16 protein-coding genes are annotated in these 17223 nt (G+C 73.2%); 9 read left to right on the forward strand and 7 right to left on the reverse strand.

Annotation, left to right across the window (positions count from 1 at the left end):
• Window positions 1–73: 73 nt before the first annotated feature.
• From EMA09_RS03340 to EMA09_RS03355, 5 genes are all read left to right on the forward strand, one after another.
• On the forward strand, window positions 74–994 hold the full coding sequence (locus EMA09_RS03340) for a sulfotransferase (protein WP_168220629.1): 921 nt from the start codon (window positions 74–76) through the stop codon (window positions 992–994).
• The gene (locus tag EMA09_RS28165; protein ID WP_168220630.1) at window positions 991–1449 is read left to right on the forward strand and encodes a hypothetical protein; all 459 of its coding nucleotides are present in this window, start codon (window positions 991–993) and stop codon (window positions 1447–1449) included. Before EMA09_RS03340 ends, EMA09_RS28165 begins: the two co-directional genes overlap by 4 nt.
• Complete coding sequence (locus EMA09_RS03345) at window positions 1446–2684, forward strand: glycosyltransferase family 4 protein (protein ID WP_129838727.1); 1239 nt, start codon at window positions 1446–1448, stop codon at window positions 2682–2684. The genes EMA09_RS28165 and EMA09_RS03345 overlap by 4 nt, the downstream gene beginning before the upstream one ends.
• 111 nt (window positions 2685–2795) lie before the next feature.
• Complete coding sequence (locus tag EMA09_RS03350) at window positions 2796–3158, forward strand: hypothetical protein (RefSeq protein ID WP_129838729.1); 363 nt, start codon at window positions 2796–2798, stop codon at window positions 3156–3158.
• 130 nt (window positions 3159–3288) lie between these two features.
• Entirely contained in the window at window positions 3289–3642 is a 354-nt protein-coding gene (locus tag EMA09_RS03355) for a hypothetical protein (RefSeq protein ID WP_129838731.1), read from the forward strand.
• 42 nt (window positions 3643–3684) lie between these two features.
• Here the strand turns inward: EMA09_RS03355 and EMA09_RS03360 are convergent, their stop codons facing one another.
• Both EMA09_RS03360 and EMA09_RS03365 read right to left on the reverse strand, forming a co-directional pair.
• Window positions 3685–4554 (reverse strand): ABC transporter permease subunit, encoded by an 870-nt coding sequence (locus EMA09_RS03360; RefSeq protein WP_129838733.1) that lies wholly within the window; start codon window positions 4552–4554, stop codon window positions 3685–3687.
• Window positions 4551–7250: an alpha/beta fold hydrolase gene (locus tag EMA09_RS03365; RefSeq protein WP_129838735.1), complete on the reverse strand. Its 2700-nt coding sequence runs from the start codon at window positions 7248–7250 to the stop codon at window positions 4551–4553. Before EMA09_RS03365 ends, EMA09_RS03360 begins: the two co-directional genes overlap by 4 nt.
• Here EMA09_RS03365 and EMA09_RS28790 point away from each other — a divergent pair.
• Both EMA09_RS28790 and EMA09_RS03375 read left to right on the forward strand, forming a co-directional pair.
• Window positions 7249–7668, forward strand: coding sequence for a hypothetical protein (locus EMA09_RS28790; RefSeq protein WP_240796213.1), 420 nt, complete (start codon window positions 7249–7251; stop codon window positions 7666–7668). The genes EMA09_RS03365 and EMA09_RS28790 overlap by 2 nt on opposite strands.
• Window positions 7669–7882: 214 nt before the next feature.
• Complete coding sequence (locus EMA09_RS03375; RefSeq protein WP_129843808.1) at window positions 7883–9373, forward strand: MDR family MFS transporter; 1491 nt, start codon at window positions 7883–7885, stop codon at window positions 9371–9373.
• 93 nt (window positions 9374–9466) lie between these two features.
• Here the strand turns inward: EMA09_RS03375 and EMA09_RS03380 are convergent, their stop codons facing one another.
• Complete coding sequence (locus EMA09_RS03380) at window positions 9467–9727, reverse strand: DUF397 domain-containing protein (protein ID WP_129838737.1); 261 nt, start codon at window positions 9725–9727, stop codon at window positions 9467–9469.
• 5 nt (window positions 9728–9732) lie between these two features.
• On the reverse strand, window positions 9733–10590 hold the full coding sequence (locus EMA09_RS03385) for a helix-turn-helix transcriptional regulator (protein ID WP_129838739.1): 858 nt from the start codon (window positions 10588–10590) through the stop codon (window positions 9733–9735).
• 227 nt (window positions 10591–10817) lie between these two features.
• Here EMA09_RS03385 and EMA09_RS03390 point away from each other — a divergent pair, with 227 nt between their 5' ends.
• On the forward strand, window positions 10818–11297 hold the full coding sequence (locus tag EMA09_RS03390; protein ID WP_168220631.1) for an ATP-binding protein: 480 nt from the start codon (window positions 10818–10820) through the stop codon (window positions 11295–11297).
• Between the two features lie 171 nt (window positions 11298–11468).
• Here the strand turns inward: EMA09_RS03390 and EMA09_RS03395 are convergent, their stop codons facing one another.
• Together EMA09_RS03395 and EMA09_RS03400 are read right to left on the reverse strand one after the other, a co-directional pair.
• On the reverse strand, window positions 11469–13127 hold the full coding sequence (locus EMA09_RS03395; RefSeq protein ID WP_129838743.1) for a SpoIIE family protein phosphatase: 1659 nt from the start codon (window positions 13125–13127) through the stop codon (window positions 11469–11471).
• A gap of 130 nt (window positions 13128–13257) precedes the next feature.
• Window positions 13258–13932, reverse strand: coding sequence for an O-methyltransferase (locus EMA09_RS03400; protein WP_129838745.1), 675 nt, complete (start codon window positions 13930–13932; stop codon window positions 13258–13260).
• A 303-nt stretch (window positions 13933–14235) separates the two neighbouring features.
• Between EMA09_RS03400 and EMA09_RS03405 the strand changes: the two genes are divergently transcribed.
• Window positions 14236–15939: a BCCT family transporter gene (locus EMA09_RS03405; RefSeq protein WP_240796616.1), complete on the forward strand. Its 1704-nt coding sequence runs from the start codon at window positions 14236–14238 to the stop codon at window positions 15937–15939.
• Between the two features lie 66 nt (window positions 15940–16005).
• On the opposite strand, the gene solA is transcribed toward EMA09_RS03405, so the two are convergent.
• Window positions 16006–17184 carry an N-methyl-L-tryptophan oxidase gene (gene solA / locus EMA09_RS03410; protein ID WP_129838749.1) on the reverse strand — a complete coding sequence of 393 codons (1179 nt, stop codon included), beginning with the start codon at window positions 17182–17184 and terminating at the stop codon, window positions 16006–16008.
• Window positions 17185–17223: the final 39 nt, after the last annotated feature.

A 17223-nucleotide genomic window follows, 5' to 3' on the forward strand; every position in this document is an offset into this window, starting at 1 on the left:
AACTATTTCTGGTGTATGAACAAACCCTGCATCACATTCCTTGTTCCCGGCCCCAGTTGGTGTTCGGTCTTCGATGAGACTCCTCCGGAAAATCAACAACGCCCTCGGTTCAGCGACCGGATTCCAGGTGCGCCGGGCCGTACCCCGGCAGGCCCCGAAGCCCGCCCCGGTCCGCGCGCGCCCCGCCGACCGGCGGCCCGCTCCCCCGGAGTACCGGCCCCCCGCCGATCCGGCGCGCGACCGGCTCCTGCGGCGCCCCGTGTTCATCATCGCGCCCGTGCGTTCGGGCTCCACGCTGCTGCGCATGACGCTGAACGCCCACTCCGCCCTCCACGCGCCGCACGAGCTGCACTTCCGCCGCCTGGAGGTCCACTGCTCCACCCGCCTCGCCGAACGCGCGATCTCCGTCCTCGGCCTGGAGCGCGGCGACCTCGAACATCTCCTGTGGGACCGGGTCCTGCACCGCGAGCTGGTCAGGTCGGGCAAGTCCCGCATCATCGAGAAGACGCCGAGCAACGCGTTCGTCCACGAGCGGATCGCCGCCTGCTGGCCGGACGCGCAGTTCGTCTTCCTGCTGCGCCACCCGGCCGCCGTCGCCCGTTCCTGGCACGAGGCGGACCCGGTGAAGCGCGACCCCGACCAGGCCGCCCACGACGCCCTGCGCTATCTCCGCGCCGTCGAGCGCGCCCGCCGCGCCCTGCCCGGCCACACCGTCCGCTACGAGGAGCTGACCGGCGACCCCGAGGCCGCGCTGCGCGACCTGTGCGCGTTCCTCGGCGTCGGCTTCGAGCCCGGCATGATCGACTACGGCAGCGGCCGCGCCCGCGACCTCGACCGGCTGGAGAAGGGGCTCGGCGACTGGAAGGACAAGATCCGCTCCGGTCGCGTGCAGCCCGGCCGGGACGCCCCCGAGCCCGGCCGCGTCCCGGCCGTCCTGCACGACATCTGCGAAGCCTGGGGCTACCCGTACGCCGCCAGGGAAGCCGCGCGGTGAGGGGACACGCCGAGATCGCGCAGGTCTGGCCGCGCGACGGGCGGCTGCGGCTCGTCGGCGACCTGCACGGCCACCGGCGCGCGGGCGGGCTCGTCGGCCGCCTGCGCGCCCCGGCCCCCGCCGGCTGGTCCCTCCTCCTGATCCTGCGCAACGACCGCGGCCGGCCCTGGCGCCTGCGCTGTCCGGCCGACCTGCGCGACACCCGTTTCGACGTGTCGCTGCCCGTGACGGACCTGGCGCCGGACGGCCTTCACGTCCCGGCGTACTGGGACGTGTGGCTGTCCTGCGGGGAAGGACGGCTGCGCGCCGGCCGGCGGCTCGACGGCGTGCCGGACAAGAAGCACGTCATGGTCTTCCCCGGCCAGCCGGTGCCACGCGGCAGGTCGTCGGTCCTCGTGCGCCCGTACTACACGGTCAACGACAACCTGTCGGTCGAGGTGCTGCCCGCACGATGAAGATCCGCTACCTGCTGCTGCACGCCTACGGAATGGGCGGCACGATCCGCACCGTCTTCACCCAGGCCAACGCCCTCGCCGCCGCGGGCCACGACGTGCGCGTCGTGAGCGCCGTACGGCGCGCGGACCGCCCGTACTTCCCCCTCGACCCGCGCGTACGGCTCACCGCGCTCGCCGACCTGCGGCCCGGCACGGAACCGCCGGCGCGCCGCCGGGGCCTCGCGGGGCGACTGCGCGCCCGGCACGAGACGTGGCTCGCCGGCCGGCCGCCCCGCCACGTGCCGGAGGGCGAGAGCGGCCGCGCCGCGATCAGCCGGGCGCTGGAGCGCACCCTCATCGCCTACCTCGGGCAGCTCACGGACGGGGTGCTCGTCACGACCCGCCCCTCGCTGAACCTCCTGTCCGCCCGCTTCGCCACCCGCGGCGTGGTGCGCGTCGCCCAGGAGCACATGAACCTGCACGTCCACCAGCCCGACGTGCGCGCCGCGATCGCCCGCTGGTACCCGCGTGTGGAGGCGATCGGCGTCCTCACGCGGCAGGACGAGGACGACTACCGCGAGGCCGCCCCGGGCGCGCGCGTCGTGCGCATTCCCAACGCGGTGCATTCTCTGCGGCAGAAACCGTCCTCCTGCGCACAGCACGTCGTCGTGGCGGCCGGGAGACTGCGGCCGCAGAAGGGATTCGACCTCCTGATCCCGGCCTTCGGGCGGCTCGTCGACGAATTCCCGGACTGGCAGCTCCGCATTTACGGCACGGGCGACCGGAAACGCCAACTGCGCCGCCTCGTCGAGGAACACCATCTGTACAACCACGTGCTTCTCATGGGCCGCAGCGACCGGCTCGACGACGAACTCGCGAAAGCGTCCGTCTATGTGCTGAGTTCCCGGGCCGAAGGTCTTCCGATGGTGATGCTGGAGGCCATGTCGCACGGCCTTCCCGTGGTCAGCTTCGACTGCCCGACCGGTCCTGGCGAGGTGCTGACGCACGGCCGGGACGGGCTGCTCGTGCCGACCGGGGACACCGAGGGGCTCACGGACGCGCTGCGCCGCCTCATGGCGGACGAGGCGCTGCGGGCGCGGATGGGCGACGCGGCGCTGGCCACCGTGCGCGAGTACGCGCCCGAGGTCGTCGGGCGGCGCTGGGCCGACCTGTTCACGGAGCTGCTCGCCGGCGCGCGGGCGGCGGAACCGGCGCCGCCGGTGATCGGCCGGACGGGTCCCGCGTACGGCCGGTGAGGTGATCCGGCGCGGCGGGCGCGCACGGGGCCGCGGCCGGGCCGCGCGGGCCGGGCAGGCTGGTCGCTGCCCGCCGGTGCGGGACCGGTCGGGGGCAGGAGGCGATACGGCATGTGGGCTTTCGGGACGATCAGCAACCACGCGCGGTTCCCCCTCGTCGTCCAGTTCCCGGTGGCGGCCGGGACGCGGGTGCGCGGGGACGGGCTCGGGACGGGCGGCGGGCTCGCGCGGCTCGCGGTCGGCACGCTCGGGGTCGTGCACCTGGTGGACGGTCGCGGCGTGCTGGAGATCCAGGCGGGGACGGCGCAGGAGACCTGGGCGTACCCGGCGGACGGGCGGCTCGTGGTGGATGTGACGGTGCACGCGGACGGGTCGTTCACGCTGTCCGGCGGCGGGCGGGAGCTGTCGGGGGCGTTCCGGCCGCCCGTCGAGCCCGGTCAGGAGGACCAGGAGGGCGGACACGCCCTGCTGTGACGGGCGCGGCCGACCGGACTGATCCGACATCAAGCGGCGGCGCGCGTACGGTGGATGCCCTTTCGTACCGGTTGTGCGGCGTGGACCCGGGTAACCGTAGTTCCACGCGACGGAAGATCGGAGAAAGGGTATGACCACCAACGGAACGAGTGAACGGGTCTTCGACGAGGTGCAGATCGGCAAGGGCATCCGGCCGGTCGCGCAGCACGGATACGTCACCGTCGACGACGGCGTCCTGAACCTGCTGGGGTCCGACCGCCACCTGATCGAGAGCGCGCCCGTGGAGCGGGTCAAGGCGAGCAAGGCCCGCTTCTCCGGCGGGATGACGCTCGCGATGCGGGTCAACGGCTCCCGCTACAACGTCTCCCCGAAGTACGGCGACCGCGCCGGCAAGCTCGTGCGGCCGGGGCGTCCCGAGGCGGTGGAGCAGGCAGCGGAGGAGCTGCTCGAACTCATCGAGGCCGGTGGCGGCCGGGTGGACTGACGGCCGGCCGGGCCGTCCCGCGCGGCGCCGGGGGCGGCGCGCTCACGACACGATGTCCTTGGTGCGGAAGCTCCGGAACGCGAGGGCGAACAGCACCAGCGCGTACGCGACCGACACGGCGGCGCCCCGCGTCATGGCGCCCCACTCCGGCTGTGACCCGAAGGCGTCGGTCCACGCGAACTGCCAGTGGGCGGGCAGGAACTCCCGCCACTCCCCCAGCGCCGTGACGGCGTCGAGGATGGACCCCACGATGGTGAGGCCCAGCGCACCGCCGACCGCGCCGAGCGGCGCGTCGGTCACGGTCGAGAGCCAGAAGGCCAGTCCGGCGGTCACCAGTTGCGAGACGAACACGTACGCGACGGTGACGGCCAGGCGGCCGATGGCCTCGCCGGGCGGCAGGCCGCCGCCGGTGGGCAGGTCGAGAGGACCCCAGCCGTACGCGGCGGTCCCGACGGCGAGGGCGGACAACGGCAGCAGGACCATGGCGGCGAGGCTGAACAGCAGCGCCACCCACAGCTTGACCAGCAGGAGCCGGGACCGGGGCACGGGCGCGGCGAGCAGGTAACGCAGCGACGACCACCCCGCCTCAGCGGCGACGGTGTCCCCGCAGAACAGGGCGACGGGCACGACGAGCAGGAATCCCGCGGACAGGAACACGCAGGTCGCGGCGAAGTTGAGGCCGGAGACGGTGCCGGTGTCGACCAGCGAGGTCGCGCCGGTGTCGTCCGGGCCGCCGCCCACGGCGAACGCGACGGCCACGACAGCGGGCAGCAGCACCAGCAGGGCGCCGATGACGAGGGTGCGGCGGCGCCGGAGCTGCCGCACGGCCTCGACCCGTACCGGCAGGGTCCGCCGGGGCACGTACCCCGGGGCGGCGTCCGGCACGGACGTGGCGGCGGGCGGGGGCGTCACCCGGCACCTCCGATCAGTGTGAGGAACGCGTCCTCCAGGCGGCGGTACGGCCCCGCGCTGCGGACGGGGACGCCGAGCCCGACCAGTTTCGCGACGAGGCCGGCGGCGGACAGGCCGTCGAGGGTGACGACGAGCCCCTCGTCCACCGGCTCGGCGGCGGCGACACCGGGCAGCTCCCGCACCCGCGCGGTCAGCTCCCCGGTGACGGGCTCGTCCGTGCCGATGAGGAGGGTGTCGCCCGAGCCCGCGATCTCGCCGGCCGGCCCGGCCTGCACGAGCCGTCCGCCGTCCATGACGACCAGGTGCGTGCAGGTCTGCTCGACCTCGGCGAGGAGGTGGCTGGAGACGATGACGGTGCGGCCGCCGGCGGCGTACCGGGTCATCACCTCGCGCATGGCGCGGATCTGGGGCGGGTCGAGGCCGTTCGTCGGCTCGTCGAGGATGAGGAGGTCCGGCAGGCCCAGCATGGCCTGCGCGATGGCCAGCCGCTGACGCATCCCCTGCGAGTAGGTGCGGACGGGGCGCTCCAGCGCGCCGCCGAGCCCCGCGATCTCCAGGGCCTCCGCCAGGTGGGCGTCGGCGGCCGGGCGGCCCGTGGCGCGCCAGTACAGCTCCAGGTTGGCGCGGCCGGTGAGGTGCGGCAGGAAGCCGGCTCCCTCGACGAACGCGCCGACCCGTGAGAGGACGGGCGCGCCGGGGCGCACCGCCTGCCCGAAGATCCGGATCTCCCCGGCGTCGGGGGTGATGAGGCCCATGAGCATGCGCAGCGTGGTGGTCTTGCCCGCGCCGTTCGGGCCGAGGAGGCCGAGGATCTGGCCGCGGGCGACCTCGAACGACACGTCGTGCACGGCGTACCGGTCGGCGGAGCCCGCGTACCGCTTGGTGAGGCCGGTGATGCGCAGCGGTGTGCCGGCGAGGAGCGGGTCGGGCGCGGGCGCGGCGGTGGGGCGGCGGCCGGTGAGCAGCAGCGCGGCGGCGAGCGCGGCGCCGGCGAGGGGGAGGCCCCAGGTCCACGCTGGGAGGCCGGTGCCGGTGGTGGTGACGGCCGATGCGGTGGGGACGGTGAGGCCGTCGCCGGCGAGGGCGACCGTGTGGGTGGCGGGTTCGGCGGGCGACGCGTACCCCATGTCCGTGGTGGCGATGACGAGGCGCATGCGGTGGCCGGCCTCGAAGGGGTGGTCGATGGCGGGGAGAGTGATCTCGGCGGTGCGGCCGGTGTCGGTGCCGTCGAGGCGGACGGGGGCGACGAGCTGGGCCGGCAGGGATTCGGCGCCGCCGTCGGGCGCCACGTCGTAGACCTTGGCGAACAGGACGGCGGACGGCGCGTCGGAGGTGACGCGGACGCGGACCGTGGGGGCGCCGGTGACGCGGACGGCCTCGGTGAGCGGCTCGGAGTCGAACTTGGCGTACTGGCCGGGGAAGTCGAGGGTGATGCCGAGGCCAGGTGCGGCGAGGCGGCCGAGCGCGCCGGTGAGGCCGGGGACGGCGGAGACGGCGGGCGGTGCGCCGCCGGGCGGGGTGGCGATGGTGCGGGCGTCGCCGGTGAGGGGGATCGTCACGCTGTCGGTGCCGGCGAGCCCGGGGTAGGTGTCGGCGGACGCGCTGCGCAGGAGCGTGTCCCCGTTGGTGGAGTCGAAGCCGGTGACGCGGGTGACGCGGAACGCGGGGCCGGTGTCGGCCCCGGGGTCGTCGCGCAGGTAGCGGTCGAACCAGTCGGTGACGCGGCCCTCGGTGCGGTCGGCCTCGGAGACGCCGCCGTCGTGTCCGGCCCACACCCAGTCCACGGCGACGGGCGCGCCGTTGGCAGCGATGGCGTCGGCCATGGCGTCCGCCTGGTCGAGCGGGAAGAGGGAGTCGTGCTGGCCCTGGGTGATGAGTGTGGGGACGTCGATGCGGTCGGCGACGGCGGCGGGGCTCCGGGCGGTGAGGAGGTCGGTGGCCTCCCGGTCGGGAGCGCCGGCGGTGGCGACGCGTTCGTAGAGGGCGCACAGCTCGTCGGTGAAGCGGCCGCAGCCGGGGTCGGTGCCGGAGTCGCCGGCGGTGTCGGGGTCGGTGGTGGTGTCGGTGGTCCCGGTGGTGAAGAGGATGCCGGCCCACAGACGTTTGAAGACGCCGCCGGGGAAGAGGGCGTCGGCGAGGTCCCAGTACGTGACGCGGGGGGCGATGGCGTCGACGCGGTCGTCGTGGCCGGCGGCGAGGAGGGCGACGGCGCCGCCGTAGGAGGAGCCGGTGATGCCGACGCGCGGGTCGCCCTCGCCGTCGAGCCCGACCTCGGGCCGGCCGGCGAGCCAGTCGATGAGGTGACGGACGTCGGCGACCTCGGCGTCCGGGTCGTTCAGGCCGATGCGGCCGGTGGAGTCGCCGAAGCCGCGGGCGGACCAGGTGAGCACGGCGTAGCCGGCGCGGGCGAGGTCCTCGGCCTCCTCCCGCACGTCGTCCTTGCTGCCGCCGAGGCCGTGGCCGATGAGGACGGCGGGCCGGCGGGCGCCGTCGTCCCCCGCGGTGAAGAAGGAGGTGTCGATACGGACGGTGCGGTCGCTGCCCGGGCTCTCCGGCAGCTCCATGACCCGGTCGGCCCGGTGCACGGCGGGTGCGTCCCCGCTGCGGACGGCCCAGGTGGCGGCGCCCGCGAGGACCAGCAGCGCGCCGACGGCCGCGAGGAGCCGTACGCGCCGCCGGGGGCGTGGGAGTCGCATGGGCGGACCGTCCTTCCTGGGCGGTGACCGGGGTCCCACCGTATCGAAGGGGTACGACGCGCCCGGCCGGCGGACCGTCAGGGGGGCGCGGCGCGACGGGGATCCGGCGGCGTCGCGCGGCAGAATCGGGGCGTTCCGGGACGAGCGGGTCGTCCCGGCGGGCGGTGGAGAGGAGCCGGTCGTGGGCGGTGCGGGCGACGAGGTGCGGGTCGAGGACCTGCCGGGCGTGGGCAAGCGGTACGACATCGAGCTGGCCGGTCCGCAGCGGCGGATCGCCGTGGTGGTCAGGAACGGGGGCACGCGGGACCTGTACGTCTTCGCGTCGGCGGAGGCCGAGCCGACGGCCGTCGTGGAGCTGTCGGAGGAGCAGGCGCGCAAGGTGGCGGCGGTGCTCTCGGCGACGTTCTTCGAAGCGTGACCGGGCGGCGCGGACCGTAGCCGAGTGGCGCCGGTTATTCAACACCCGCGTTCACGTTGACTAAAGCTTTCCCCAATTCGTTTACGTGTAGTAAGCACCTTGTCGTATCGTCGGAGCCGGGATTGCTACCGATTGGGAGAAAGTGACCACGCACAGTAAGGATGCCACCACGCCGGCCGACATAGCCCGTACGCCTCCGAGCGGTGCGGTGGCGATGACGCACTCGGAGATCATGCGGGCACTGTCCGGGCTGCTGCTCGGCATGTTCACCGCCATCCTCTCCTCGACGATCGTCACCAACGCGCTGCCGCAGATCGTGAGCGACCTGGGTGGCAGCCAGTCCGCCTACACTTGGGTCGTCACCGCCACGCTGCTGTCGATGACCGCGTCGATGCCGATCTGGGGCAAGCTCGCTGACCTGTACAGCAAGAAGACGCTGATCCAGATCTCGCTGATCATCTACGTGGCCGGATCGATCGTCGCCGGTCTCTCGCAGAACTCCGGCATGCTCATCGCGGTCCGGGTCGTGCAGGGTCTCGGCGTCGGCGGGCTGACGGGGCTGTCGCAGATCATCCTCGCCGCGATGATTCCGCCCCGCGAGCGCGGCCGGTACAGCGGCTACCTCGGCGCCACGTTCGCCGTCGCGACGGTCAGCGGCCCGCTGATCGGCGGTGTGCTCACGGACACGCCCGGTCTCGGATGGCGCTGGTGCTTCTACATCGGCGTGCCGTTCGCCGTCCTCGCCCTCATCGTGCTGCACCGCACGCTGCGGCTCCCCACGGTCCGCCGCGAGGTCCGGATCGACTGGGCGGGCGCGCTGCTGATCACCGCCGCCGTCTCGCTGCTGCTGATCTGGGTCACGCTGGCCGGTGACCAGTACGCGTGGGCGTCCGTGGAGACCGCGCTGATGGTCGGCGGGTCGATCGCGCTGGCCGTGCTGTTCCTCGTCGTGGAGAGCAGGGCGAGCGACCCGATCATCCCGCTGCGGCTGTTCCGCGTCCGCACGATCACGCTGACGTCGGTCGCCTCGCTGTTCGTGGGTGTAGCGATGTTCAGCGGCACCGTGTTCTTCGGGCAGTTCTTCCAGCTCGCCCGTGACCAGAGCGCGACGATGTCCGGCGTGATGACGATCCCGATGATCGCCGGCCTGTTCGTCTCCTCCACCGTCTCCGGGCAGGTCATCACCCGCACCGGCCGGTGGAAGTACTGGCTCGTCACCGGCGGCGTGTTCCTGACCGCCGCCCTCGGCCTGCTCAGCTCGATCCGCTACGACACCCCGTACTGGCACGTCGCGCTGTTCATGGCCCTGATGGGGCTCGGCGTCGGCATGATGATGCAGAACCTCGTCCTCGCCACGCAGAACCAGGTCGAGCCGAAGGACCTCGGCGTCGCCAGCTCCGTCGTCGCGTTCTTCCGCTCCTTCGGCGGCGCGATCGGCGTCTCGGCGCTCGGCGCGCTGCTGGCCAACCGTGTCACCTCCTACAGCGAGGACGGCCTGCGCACCCTGGGCATCAACCCGGCGCAGTCGGGCACCGGCGGCAGCATCCCCGACATGGACACGCTGCCCGGGCCGGTGCGCACCGTCCTGGAGAGCGCGTACGGGCACGGCGTGGCGGACATCTTCCTGTTCGCCGCCCCCGCGGCGCTCGTGGCGCTGCTGCTCACCCTGTTCGTGCGGGAAGTGGCGCTCCGCACGCACCACTGAGCGGCGGGCGCGGACAGCGACGGACCCCCCGGCCTCCTTCGGGCCGGGGGGTCCGTCACGTCTCGTCCGCGGTGGCGCGGCGCCGTGCCCGCGTCAGGCGAGCAGGAAGTCCGCCTCGCCGCGCTTCGCGCCACGGATGAACGTCTCGATCTCGCGGAGGGTGTAGATCAGCGCCGGCCCGTCCGGATCGGTGGACTGGCGCAGGGCCACGCGCCCGTCGGCCAGCTTCATGGCCTCGACGCAGTTGCCGCCGTTGGGGCCGCTCCACGGCTTGTGCCAGCCCTCGCTGCCCAGCTCCCTCGCCGGCATGCCGTTGTATATGCCCACCGCCGAGCGGCGTTTCTCATGACCCATGGGTGTCAGAGCTCCTTGCGAATCGCACCGAGGAGGGCCTCGGTGTCCTGTACGGGTGCGGCCTGCGCACCCATGCGGTCGAGCACCTCGAGGTAGGCCACGGTGTCGGGCCGTTCGTCGAGGTAGACCGCGCCGGTCAGGCTCTCGGCGTAGATGATGTCGGGCAGCTCCGGGATCTCGAACCTGAAGAGCTGGAACGGCCCGAACATGCCGGGATGCGGACCCGCGTTGAGAGGCATGACCTGCAGCGTGACGTTCGGCAGCGCCGTCGCCGCGATCAGCCGGTCGATCTGCGCGCGCATGATCGCGGGCGACCCGACGCGGCGGCGCAGGACGTGCTCCTCGATGACGGCCCACAGCAGCGGTGCGCGGGGGCGGTCGAGGAGGTCCTGACGCTCCATGCGCAGGTCGACCCGGCGTTCGATCTCCTTGTCGGGCGCGCCGGCGAAACCGGTGCGCAGGAGGGCACGCGCGTAGTCGGGGGTCTGCAGGAGACCGGGGACACAGTGCGGCTCGTAGGCCCGGATGAGGCTCGCCTCGTTCTCCAGGCTCACGTACAGGCTGAACCAGTCGGGCAGGACGTCGCGGAAGCGGTGCCACCAGCCCGGCCTGTTGGCCTCCTCCACGAGGCGCAGGAAGGACGCGGCCTCGTCGGCGGGGACGCCGTAGCGCTCCAGAAGGGCCTTGACGTACAGCGGCTTGAGGCCGACCTCCGCCTTCTCCATGCGCCGGACCGTCGTCGTGTTGACGCTGAGGGCGTTCGCGGCGTCGGCGAAGGTGCAGCCCGCGCGCTCGCGCAGGTCCCGCAGGCGCAGTCCGAGGACGATCTGCCCGACCGTCGGCCCCGACCGTGCTTCTGCCACGTCGCCTCCCCTGCGGCCCGTTCGCGTCCTGTGCCACCGGGTGGTCAGCTCCCGGTTCCGGGCAAAGTTTGCCACACCCCGTAGCGGCATCGACAGATGTGATTTCGCGCTCTGCGAATTGCAGAACTCCTCTTGCGCTCTGCCCACAGCATTGCGCATAGTTAACACCCACACCGCTCCCCGTCCACACCGGCTCTCCCCCGGGCCTCCTGGAAGGCGACCCGCCCGTGCACCCTTCGCTCGGCACGACGCAGCTTCCGCATCCGCGCGGACCCCTCGCGGACCTGCGGGAACGCAGAGACCGGTTCGAACTCCCCGCGCTCCCCGTCGCCGTCGCCGCCGCGCGGGGCCGGGCCGGTGAGCGGCTGTCGCTGTGGGGCATCGGGGGCGACACGCGGGACACGGCGCTGCTCGTCATCTCCGAGCTGGTGACGAACGCGGTCCTGCACTCGGGGGGCAACTGGGTCGTGTGCCGCATCGCGACACGCGGTGACACCCTGCGCATCGAGGTCACGGACGAGGGGGCCGGCCCCGAGCCGGAGGAGCGCGCGCCGCACCACCCGCCGGCCGACGACGAGTGCGGGCGCGGCCTGCTGCTCCTGGACGCCCTCGCGCACCGCTGGGGCATCCTGTCGCCCGACGCGGCGGGCGGCTGCACCGTCTGGTCCGAGATCACGCGCGGCGCGGGCGCCGTACGGGGCGTCTAGGGTCTGTCCGGCGGGTCCTGGCGCGGCTCGCGGCGTCGGACGCGGTGCATCGCAAGGCGCCGGATCGCAGTTCATACCCGTCGTGTTCGCGCGATACGGCAACCACAGCGAGGTGCCGTGGCCGGCGTCGCGAGACAGGCAGGATCCGCCGGACAGACCCTGAGGGCCGGTTCACTGCCGGCGCAGCAGCACGAGCGCCATGTCGTCCTCCTCGGGTCCCGGGTGGATCCCCGACATGTGGTCGGCCAGCTCCTGCAGGTCCTCCGGCCCCTCGCGCAGGGAGTCGGTCAGCAGCTCCATGCCCTCGTCCAGGTCCCAGCCGGGCCGCTCGATGAGGCCGTCCGTGTACAGGAGCAGGGTCTCGCCGCGTTCCAGCACGCGTTCCTGCACGGGGTGCTCGGTCTCGGTGCCGGTGAGGTCCATCCCGAGGGGCAGGGCGCCGGGGACGTCGAGCAGCGTGCAGTCGCCCGTGGCCGTGCGCAGGGCGGGGGCGAGGTGCCCGGCCCGGACGAGGCGCAGGCGGCCGGTGGCGGGGGCGAGTTCGGCGTACACGCACGTCGCGAACCGGTCGGTGTCGAGGCCGTTCAGGAAGGCGGAGGCGCGTGCCATCACGACGCCCGCCGGGTGGCCCTCGGCGGCGTAGGCGCGCAGGACGGTCCGTACCTGGCCCATGACGGTCGTCGCATGGGTGTCGTGGCCCTCGACGTCGCCGATGACGGTGGCGACGCGCCCGCCGGGCAGGGGGATCACGTCGTACCAGTCGCCGCCGATGTCGCGTCCGATGCGGGCGGAGCGGTAGCGGACGGCGACTCCGGCACCCGGCACGCGGGGCACCGTGCGCGGGAGCATCGCCCGCTGGAGGTCGGCGGCCAGGTCGTGCTCCTGCTCGTACAGGACGGCGCGCTGGAGGCTCTGCGCGATGCCGCTGCTCAGGGCGACGAGCAGGTTGCGCTCCTCGGGCGGGAAGTCGCGCTGCCCGTGGAACAGCAGGCCGAGACCGCCGAGGGCCGTGCCCTGGGCGGTGAGCGGCAGATAGGCGGCGGCCGACACGTTGTACCTGGCCAGGCCGTCGCGCAGGCGCGGGAAGCGGGTGGCGAACTCGGCGCGCGAGGAGAGGAACAGCGGCGCGCGGCTCCGCGTGACCTCGCTCATCGGCAGGTCGTCCTCCAGCCGCTGGTGCTCCAGCTCGGGCGGCGAGTCGAGGCCGCCGGCGACCATGCGCAGCCGGCCCGACTCGACGAGGCCGAGCCGCAGCCGCAGGTCGCCCATGCGCCCGAGGCCGTGCGGGCCGGTGAGGATGTCGGTGACGTCGCGCACCGTGCGGGCGTTGGCGATGGCGCGGGTCGTCTCCTCCACGACGCTGGTCTGCTTGCGCCGCTGCATGGAGATCGCCTCGCGGTCCACGGCGTGGGACAGCTCGGCGGTGGCGTCGCGGACGATCCCGATGATGCGGCGGGGGCGGCCGTCGCGGTCGCGTTCGATGTGGCCCTGCGTGTGGGTCCACTGGGTGACGCCGGTACGGCGCCGGATGCGGAAGTACGCTCCGTAACCGCTGTCGCCCTGGCTGATGGCCTGCCGCAGGAGCGCGTCGAGCCGTTCCGCCTCGGCCCGCGGGACGCGGCCGGCGAGGGACTGGGGGTGCGAGTCGTACTCCTCGGGCCGCAGGTCGAAGACGTCGAGGGCCGCGTCGTCGAGGTGCAGGCGGTGGGCGTCGAGGTCCCAGTCGAAGCTGCCCATGCGGTTGAGGGCGAGGGAGGTGTCGGGATGGACCGGCCAGTCCTTGGGCAGCGGCGCCGGTGGGGACGTCGGATTGCGCCTGCTCTCGCTCATGTCGCGACCTCGGGGTGACGGCTTGTCTCCCACTTTTGCACGTTTCGCGACGCTCTACGACTCGTACGGAACCGGCCCCGGTGCCGCCGTTGTGCGGGGGTGTCCGGGGCCGGGAGGCGGTGTGCGGTGGTCAGGCGCGGCGGCGGATCAGTGTGAAGCCGTCCCAGCCCTTCACGCCCACCGTCTGCAGCGCCGTCGCCTCCAGGTCCGGGTTCGCCGCGATGTCCGCAAGGGCCTGGCGGACGCCCCTGACCCGGTCGTCCGTCGTGTCGGGGTCGGTGACGGCGCCGTTGCGCACGACGTTGTCGATGACGATGAGGCTGCCGGGACGCGTCAGCGCCAGGGCCGCCCGGAGATAGACCGGGTTGCTCGGCTTGTCCGCGTCGATGAACACGAAGTCGTACGGCTCCGTGCCGGCCTCGATCAGCCGCTGCGCCGTCCCGGCCGCCGGGCCGAGGAGGATCTCCACGCGGTCGGCGACCCCGGCGCGCTCCAGGTTGGCGCGGGCTATGGCGGCGTTCTGCTCCGTCAGCTCCAGCGTCGTCACGCGGCCGCCCTCCCCCACCGCGCGCGCCATCCAGATGGTGCTGTAGCCGGCCAGGGTGCCGAACTCCAGGACGCGGGTCGCGCCCGCCGTGCGGCACAGGAGGGAGAGCAGCCCGCCCTGGACCGGGGACACCTCGCCCCGCGGGAGCGTGGTCCGCGCCCCGGAGGCCCGGGCCTCGGCGAGCGCCGCGTCCTCGGCGACGAGGGTGTCGGCGAAATAGGCGTCGACCTCGCGCCACGACTCTTCGGATGCGTACACCGGGAATCATCTCCCTCGATCGTGCGGCTGCCGCCGCCCAGGCTAACGAGCGCGGCCCCGGACGGCCCCGGCGGTGGTCCGCCGAACGCGCGCTCCGGCGCCCGGGAACGGCGCGGCCCTCGAACGCGTTGGGCGATCGAGTGACTACGCTGGGCGAGAAGGGCAGGTGAACGGCCGATGCATTGGCACGCATGATCCGTGTGATCCGGGGTAGCCGCGACGCGTTAGGTCGTTTCCCCGTACAGCTATCCGTGGCGGTACGGGCCGAGAGAAAGGTCCCACAGCGTGCCAGGCGACAGAGAGATCCGGGGTCCTGCGACGTCGTCGCGGCGTCCGTCCCTGACCACTCCGCGGACGGACCCCGTGGTCTTCGGTGTGACGGCCGCGATCACGCTCGCGTTCGTCCTGTGGGGGGCGATCGGGACGGACTCGCTGGCCGACGCGTCGTCGTCGGCGCTGGACAGCATCATCCACAACGCCGGGTGGGCGTTCGTGCTCGCCGCCTCGGCGTTCGTCGTGTTCGCGCTGTGGCTCGCCATCAGCAAGTACGGGCGGATCACCCTGGGCTCCGAGGGCGAGAAGCCCGAGTTCAAGACCGTGTCGTGGGTCGCGATGATGTTCAGCGCCGGCATGGGCATCGGGCTGATGTTCTACGGCGTGAACGAGCCGCTGAGCCACTTCACGTCCCCGCCGCCCGGCACGTCGCCGAACGACGCGGGCGAGGGCATGGCCACCGCCATGGCCACGACGCTGTTCCACTGGACGCTGCACCCCTGGGCCATCTACGCGGTCGTCGGCATGGCCATCGCGTACAGCACCTACCGGCGCAAGCGCAGGCAGACGATCAGCGCCGTGTTCACGCCCCTGATCGGCGAGAAGCACGCGAACGGCGCGGTCGGCCGCGTCATCGACATCCTCGCGATCTTCGCCACCCTGTTCGGGTCGGCGGCGTCGCTCGGTCTCGGCGCGCTGCAGATCGGCAGCGGCATCGAGGAGCTCGGATGGCTCGACAACGTCGGCACGGGCCTGCTGGTCGCGCTGATCGCGGTGCTGACGGCGGCGTTCATCCTGTCCGCGGTCTCGGGTGTCGCGAAGGGCATCCAGTGGCTGTCCAACATCAACATGGTTCTGGCCGGGCTGCTCGCCCTGTTCGTGTTCGTCGTCGGCCCGACCGTGCTGATGCTGGACCTGCTGCCCACCTCGATCGGGTCGTTCATCGACGACCTGCCGGGGATGGCCGCCCGCACGGAGGCCAGCGGCGGTGAGGGCGTGGCCGGCTGGCTGTCCGGCTGGACGGTCTTCTACTGGGCGTGGTGGATCTCCTGGACGCCCTTCGTCGGCCTGTTCATCGCGCGGATCAGCCGGGGCCGCACGATCCGGCAGTTCGTCGGCGGCGTGATCCTGGTGCCGAGCGCCGTCAGCCTCGTGTGGTTCGTGATCTTCGGCGGCACGGCGATGCGCCTGGAGGAGAACGGCGCGGGGCTCACCGACGAGTCGACGACCGAGGGCCAGCTCTTCGCCGTCCTGCGCGAGTACCCGATCGCCGGCTTCACGACGATCCTCGTGATGATCCTGGTCGGCATCTTCTTCGTGTCGGGCGCCGACGCCGCGTCCATCGTGATGGGCACCCTGTCGCAGCGCGGCACGCTGGAGCCCGGCCGCATGGTCGTCGTCTTCTGGGGCGTGCTGACGGGCGCCGTCGGCGCGGTCATGCTCATGGTCGGCGGCGGCGGATCCACGGCGCTCGACGGCTTGCAGAACCTCACGATCCTGGCCGCCGTGCCGTTCGCCATCGTGATGGTCGGACTGTGCGCGGCGCTGATGCGCGACCTGCGGCACGATCCGCTGATCGTGCGCGGCATGCGGGGCGAGGAGGCCGTCGAGATGGCGGTGATCGCCGGCAACGAGAAGTACGACGGCGACTTCGAGATCCGCATCGGCCCCACCACCGGGGACGAGGGGTCGCCCGGCGTGGGCACCCGCCCGACGCAGCCTGCGGGGAGCTGAACCCCCCGGGCACGGCGCGGCCCCGCGTCCCCTCCGGCGAGGGGGCGCGGGGCCGCGCCGCTCCCATCAGGCGTCCGGTGCGGTGCGGAACCGGTCGGGGCGGAACAGGTCGATGGGGTGGTCCGTGCCGCCGGTGAGGGCGAGGTCGGCCAGGATCTCGCCGACGACGGGGACGAACTTGAACCCGTGCCCGGAGAACCCGCAGGCCACCGTGGTGTCGGGGTGGCCGGGATGCGGCGCGATGACGAAGTCCTCGTCCGGGGTGGTCGTGTACATGCAGGTGGCGGCGCGCAGGAGGCCGCCGCCCGGGAGGGTGGGCAGGATCCGGGCCGCGTGGGCGGCGATGGCCGCGGTCTCCTCCGGGTGGACCGCGCGGTCGATCGTCCCTGGCGAGCAGGCCCGGACGGGTCCCGTGCGGAAGAAGGCGGTCTTCGCGCCGCCGTCGGGGCCGTCGACGGCGGGGAAGCCGTAGAGGTGGGTGCCTCCGGTGTCCTCCCGGATCCAGACGGGGTGGCGGTCCGGCGTGTACGGGGCGGTGCCGCCCGACGGGCGGAACCAGTACATGACCTGGCGCTCCACGGTCAGCGGCACGCCGAGGTCGGCGAGGACGTCCGGCGCCCAGGCACCGGGGCAGACGACGAGGTGCCCCGCCGTGTACGTGGCGAGCGGGGTGGTGACCCGTACGCCCCGGCCGCCGGAGAGGGATTCCCAGGAGGTGACCGGTTCGCCGAAGCGCAGGTCGGCGCCGGCCGCGCCGGCGTGTTCGAGCTGGGCCAGGACGGTCTCCTCGGGACGCAGCAGGCCCGCGCGCGGTTCGAGGAGGGCCACGTCGTCGTCGTGGGGGGTGAAGGTGGGGAAGCGGCGGCGCAGCTGCCCGGCGTCGAGGATCTCGTGCGGCAGGTCCCAGGTCTCGGCGGCGTGGCGGCTGCCGCTGACGGTGCGGCTGTCGGGGCGGCCGATCATGAGGCCGCCGCAGAGTGTGGCGATGGAGCGGCCCGTGGCGCGTTCGAGGCGCTCGTACAACTCGTAGGCACGCAGGAGGAGGGGGACGTACGCGGCGCCCTCGAAGTAGGACTGACGGGTCATGCGGGAGCCGCCGTGGCTCGAACCGCGGGCGTGCGCCGGTTCGTACTGTTCGAGGCCGAGGACGCGGGCGCCCCGGGAGGCGAGGTGGTCCGCGGCGGCGCTGCCCATGCCGCCGAGGCCCAGCACGATGACGTCGTGGACGGTGGATGCGGGGGCCATCGGGGCGTTCTCCCTGGTGATCGGGGGTGGGGTTCGACC

This window comes from Streptomyces sp. RFCAC02 (assembly GCF_004193175.1).
Lineage (GTDB): Bacteria > Actinomycetota > Actinomycetes > Streptomycetales > Streptomycetaceae > Streptomyces.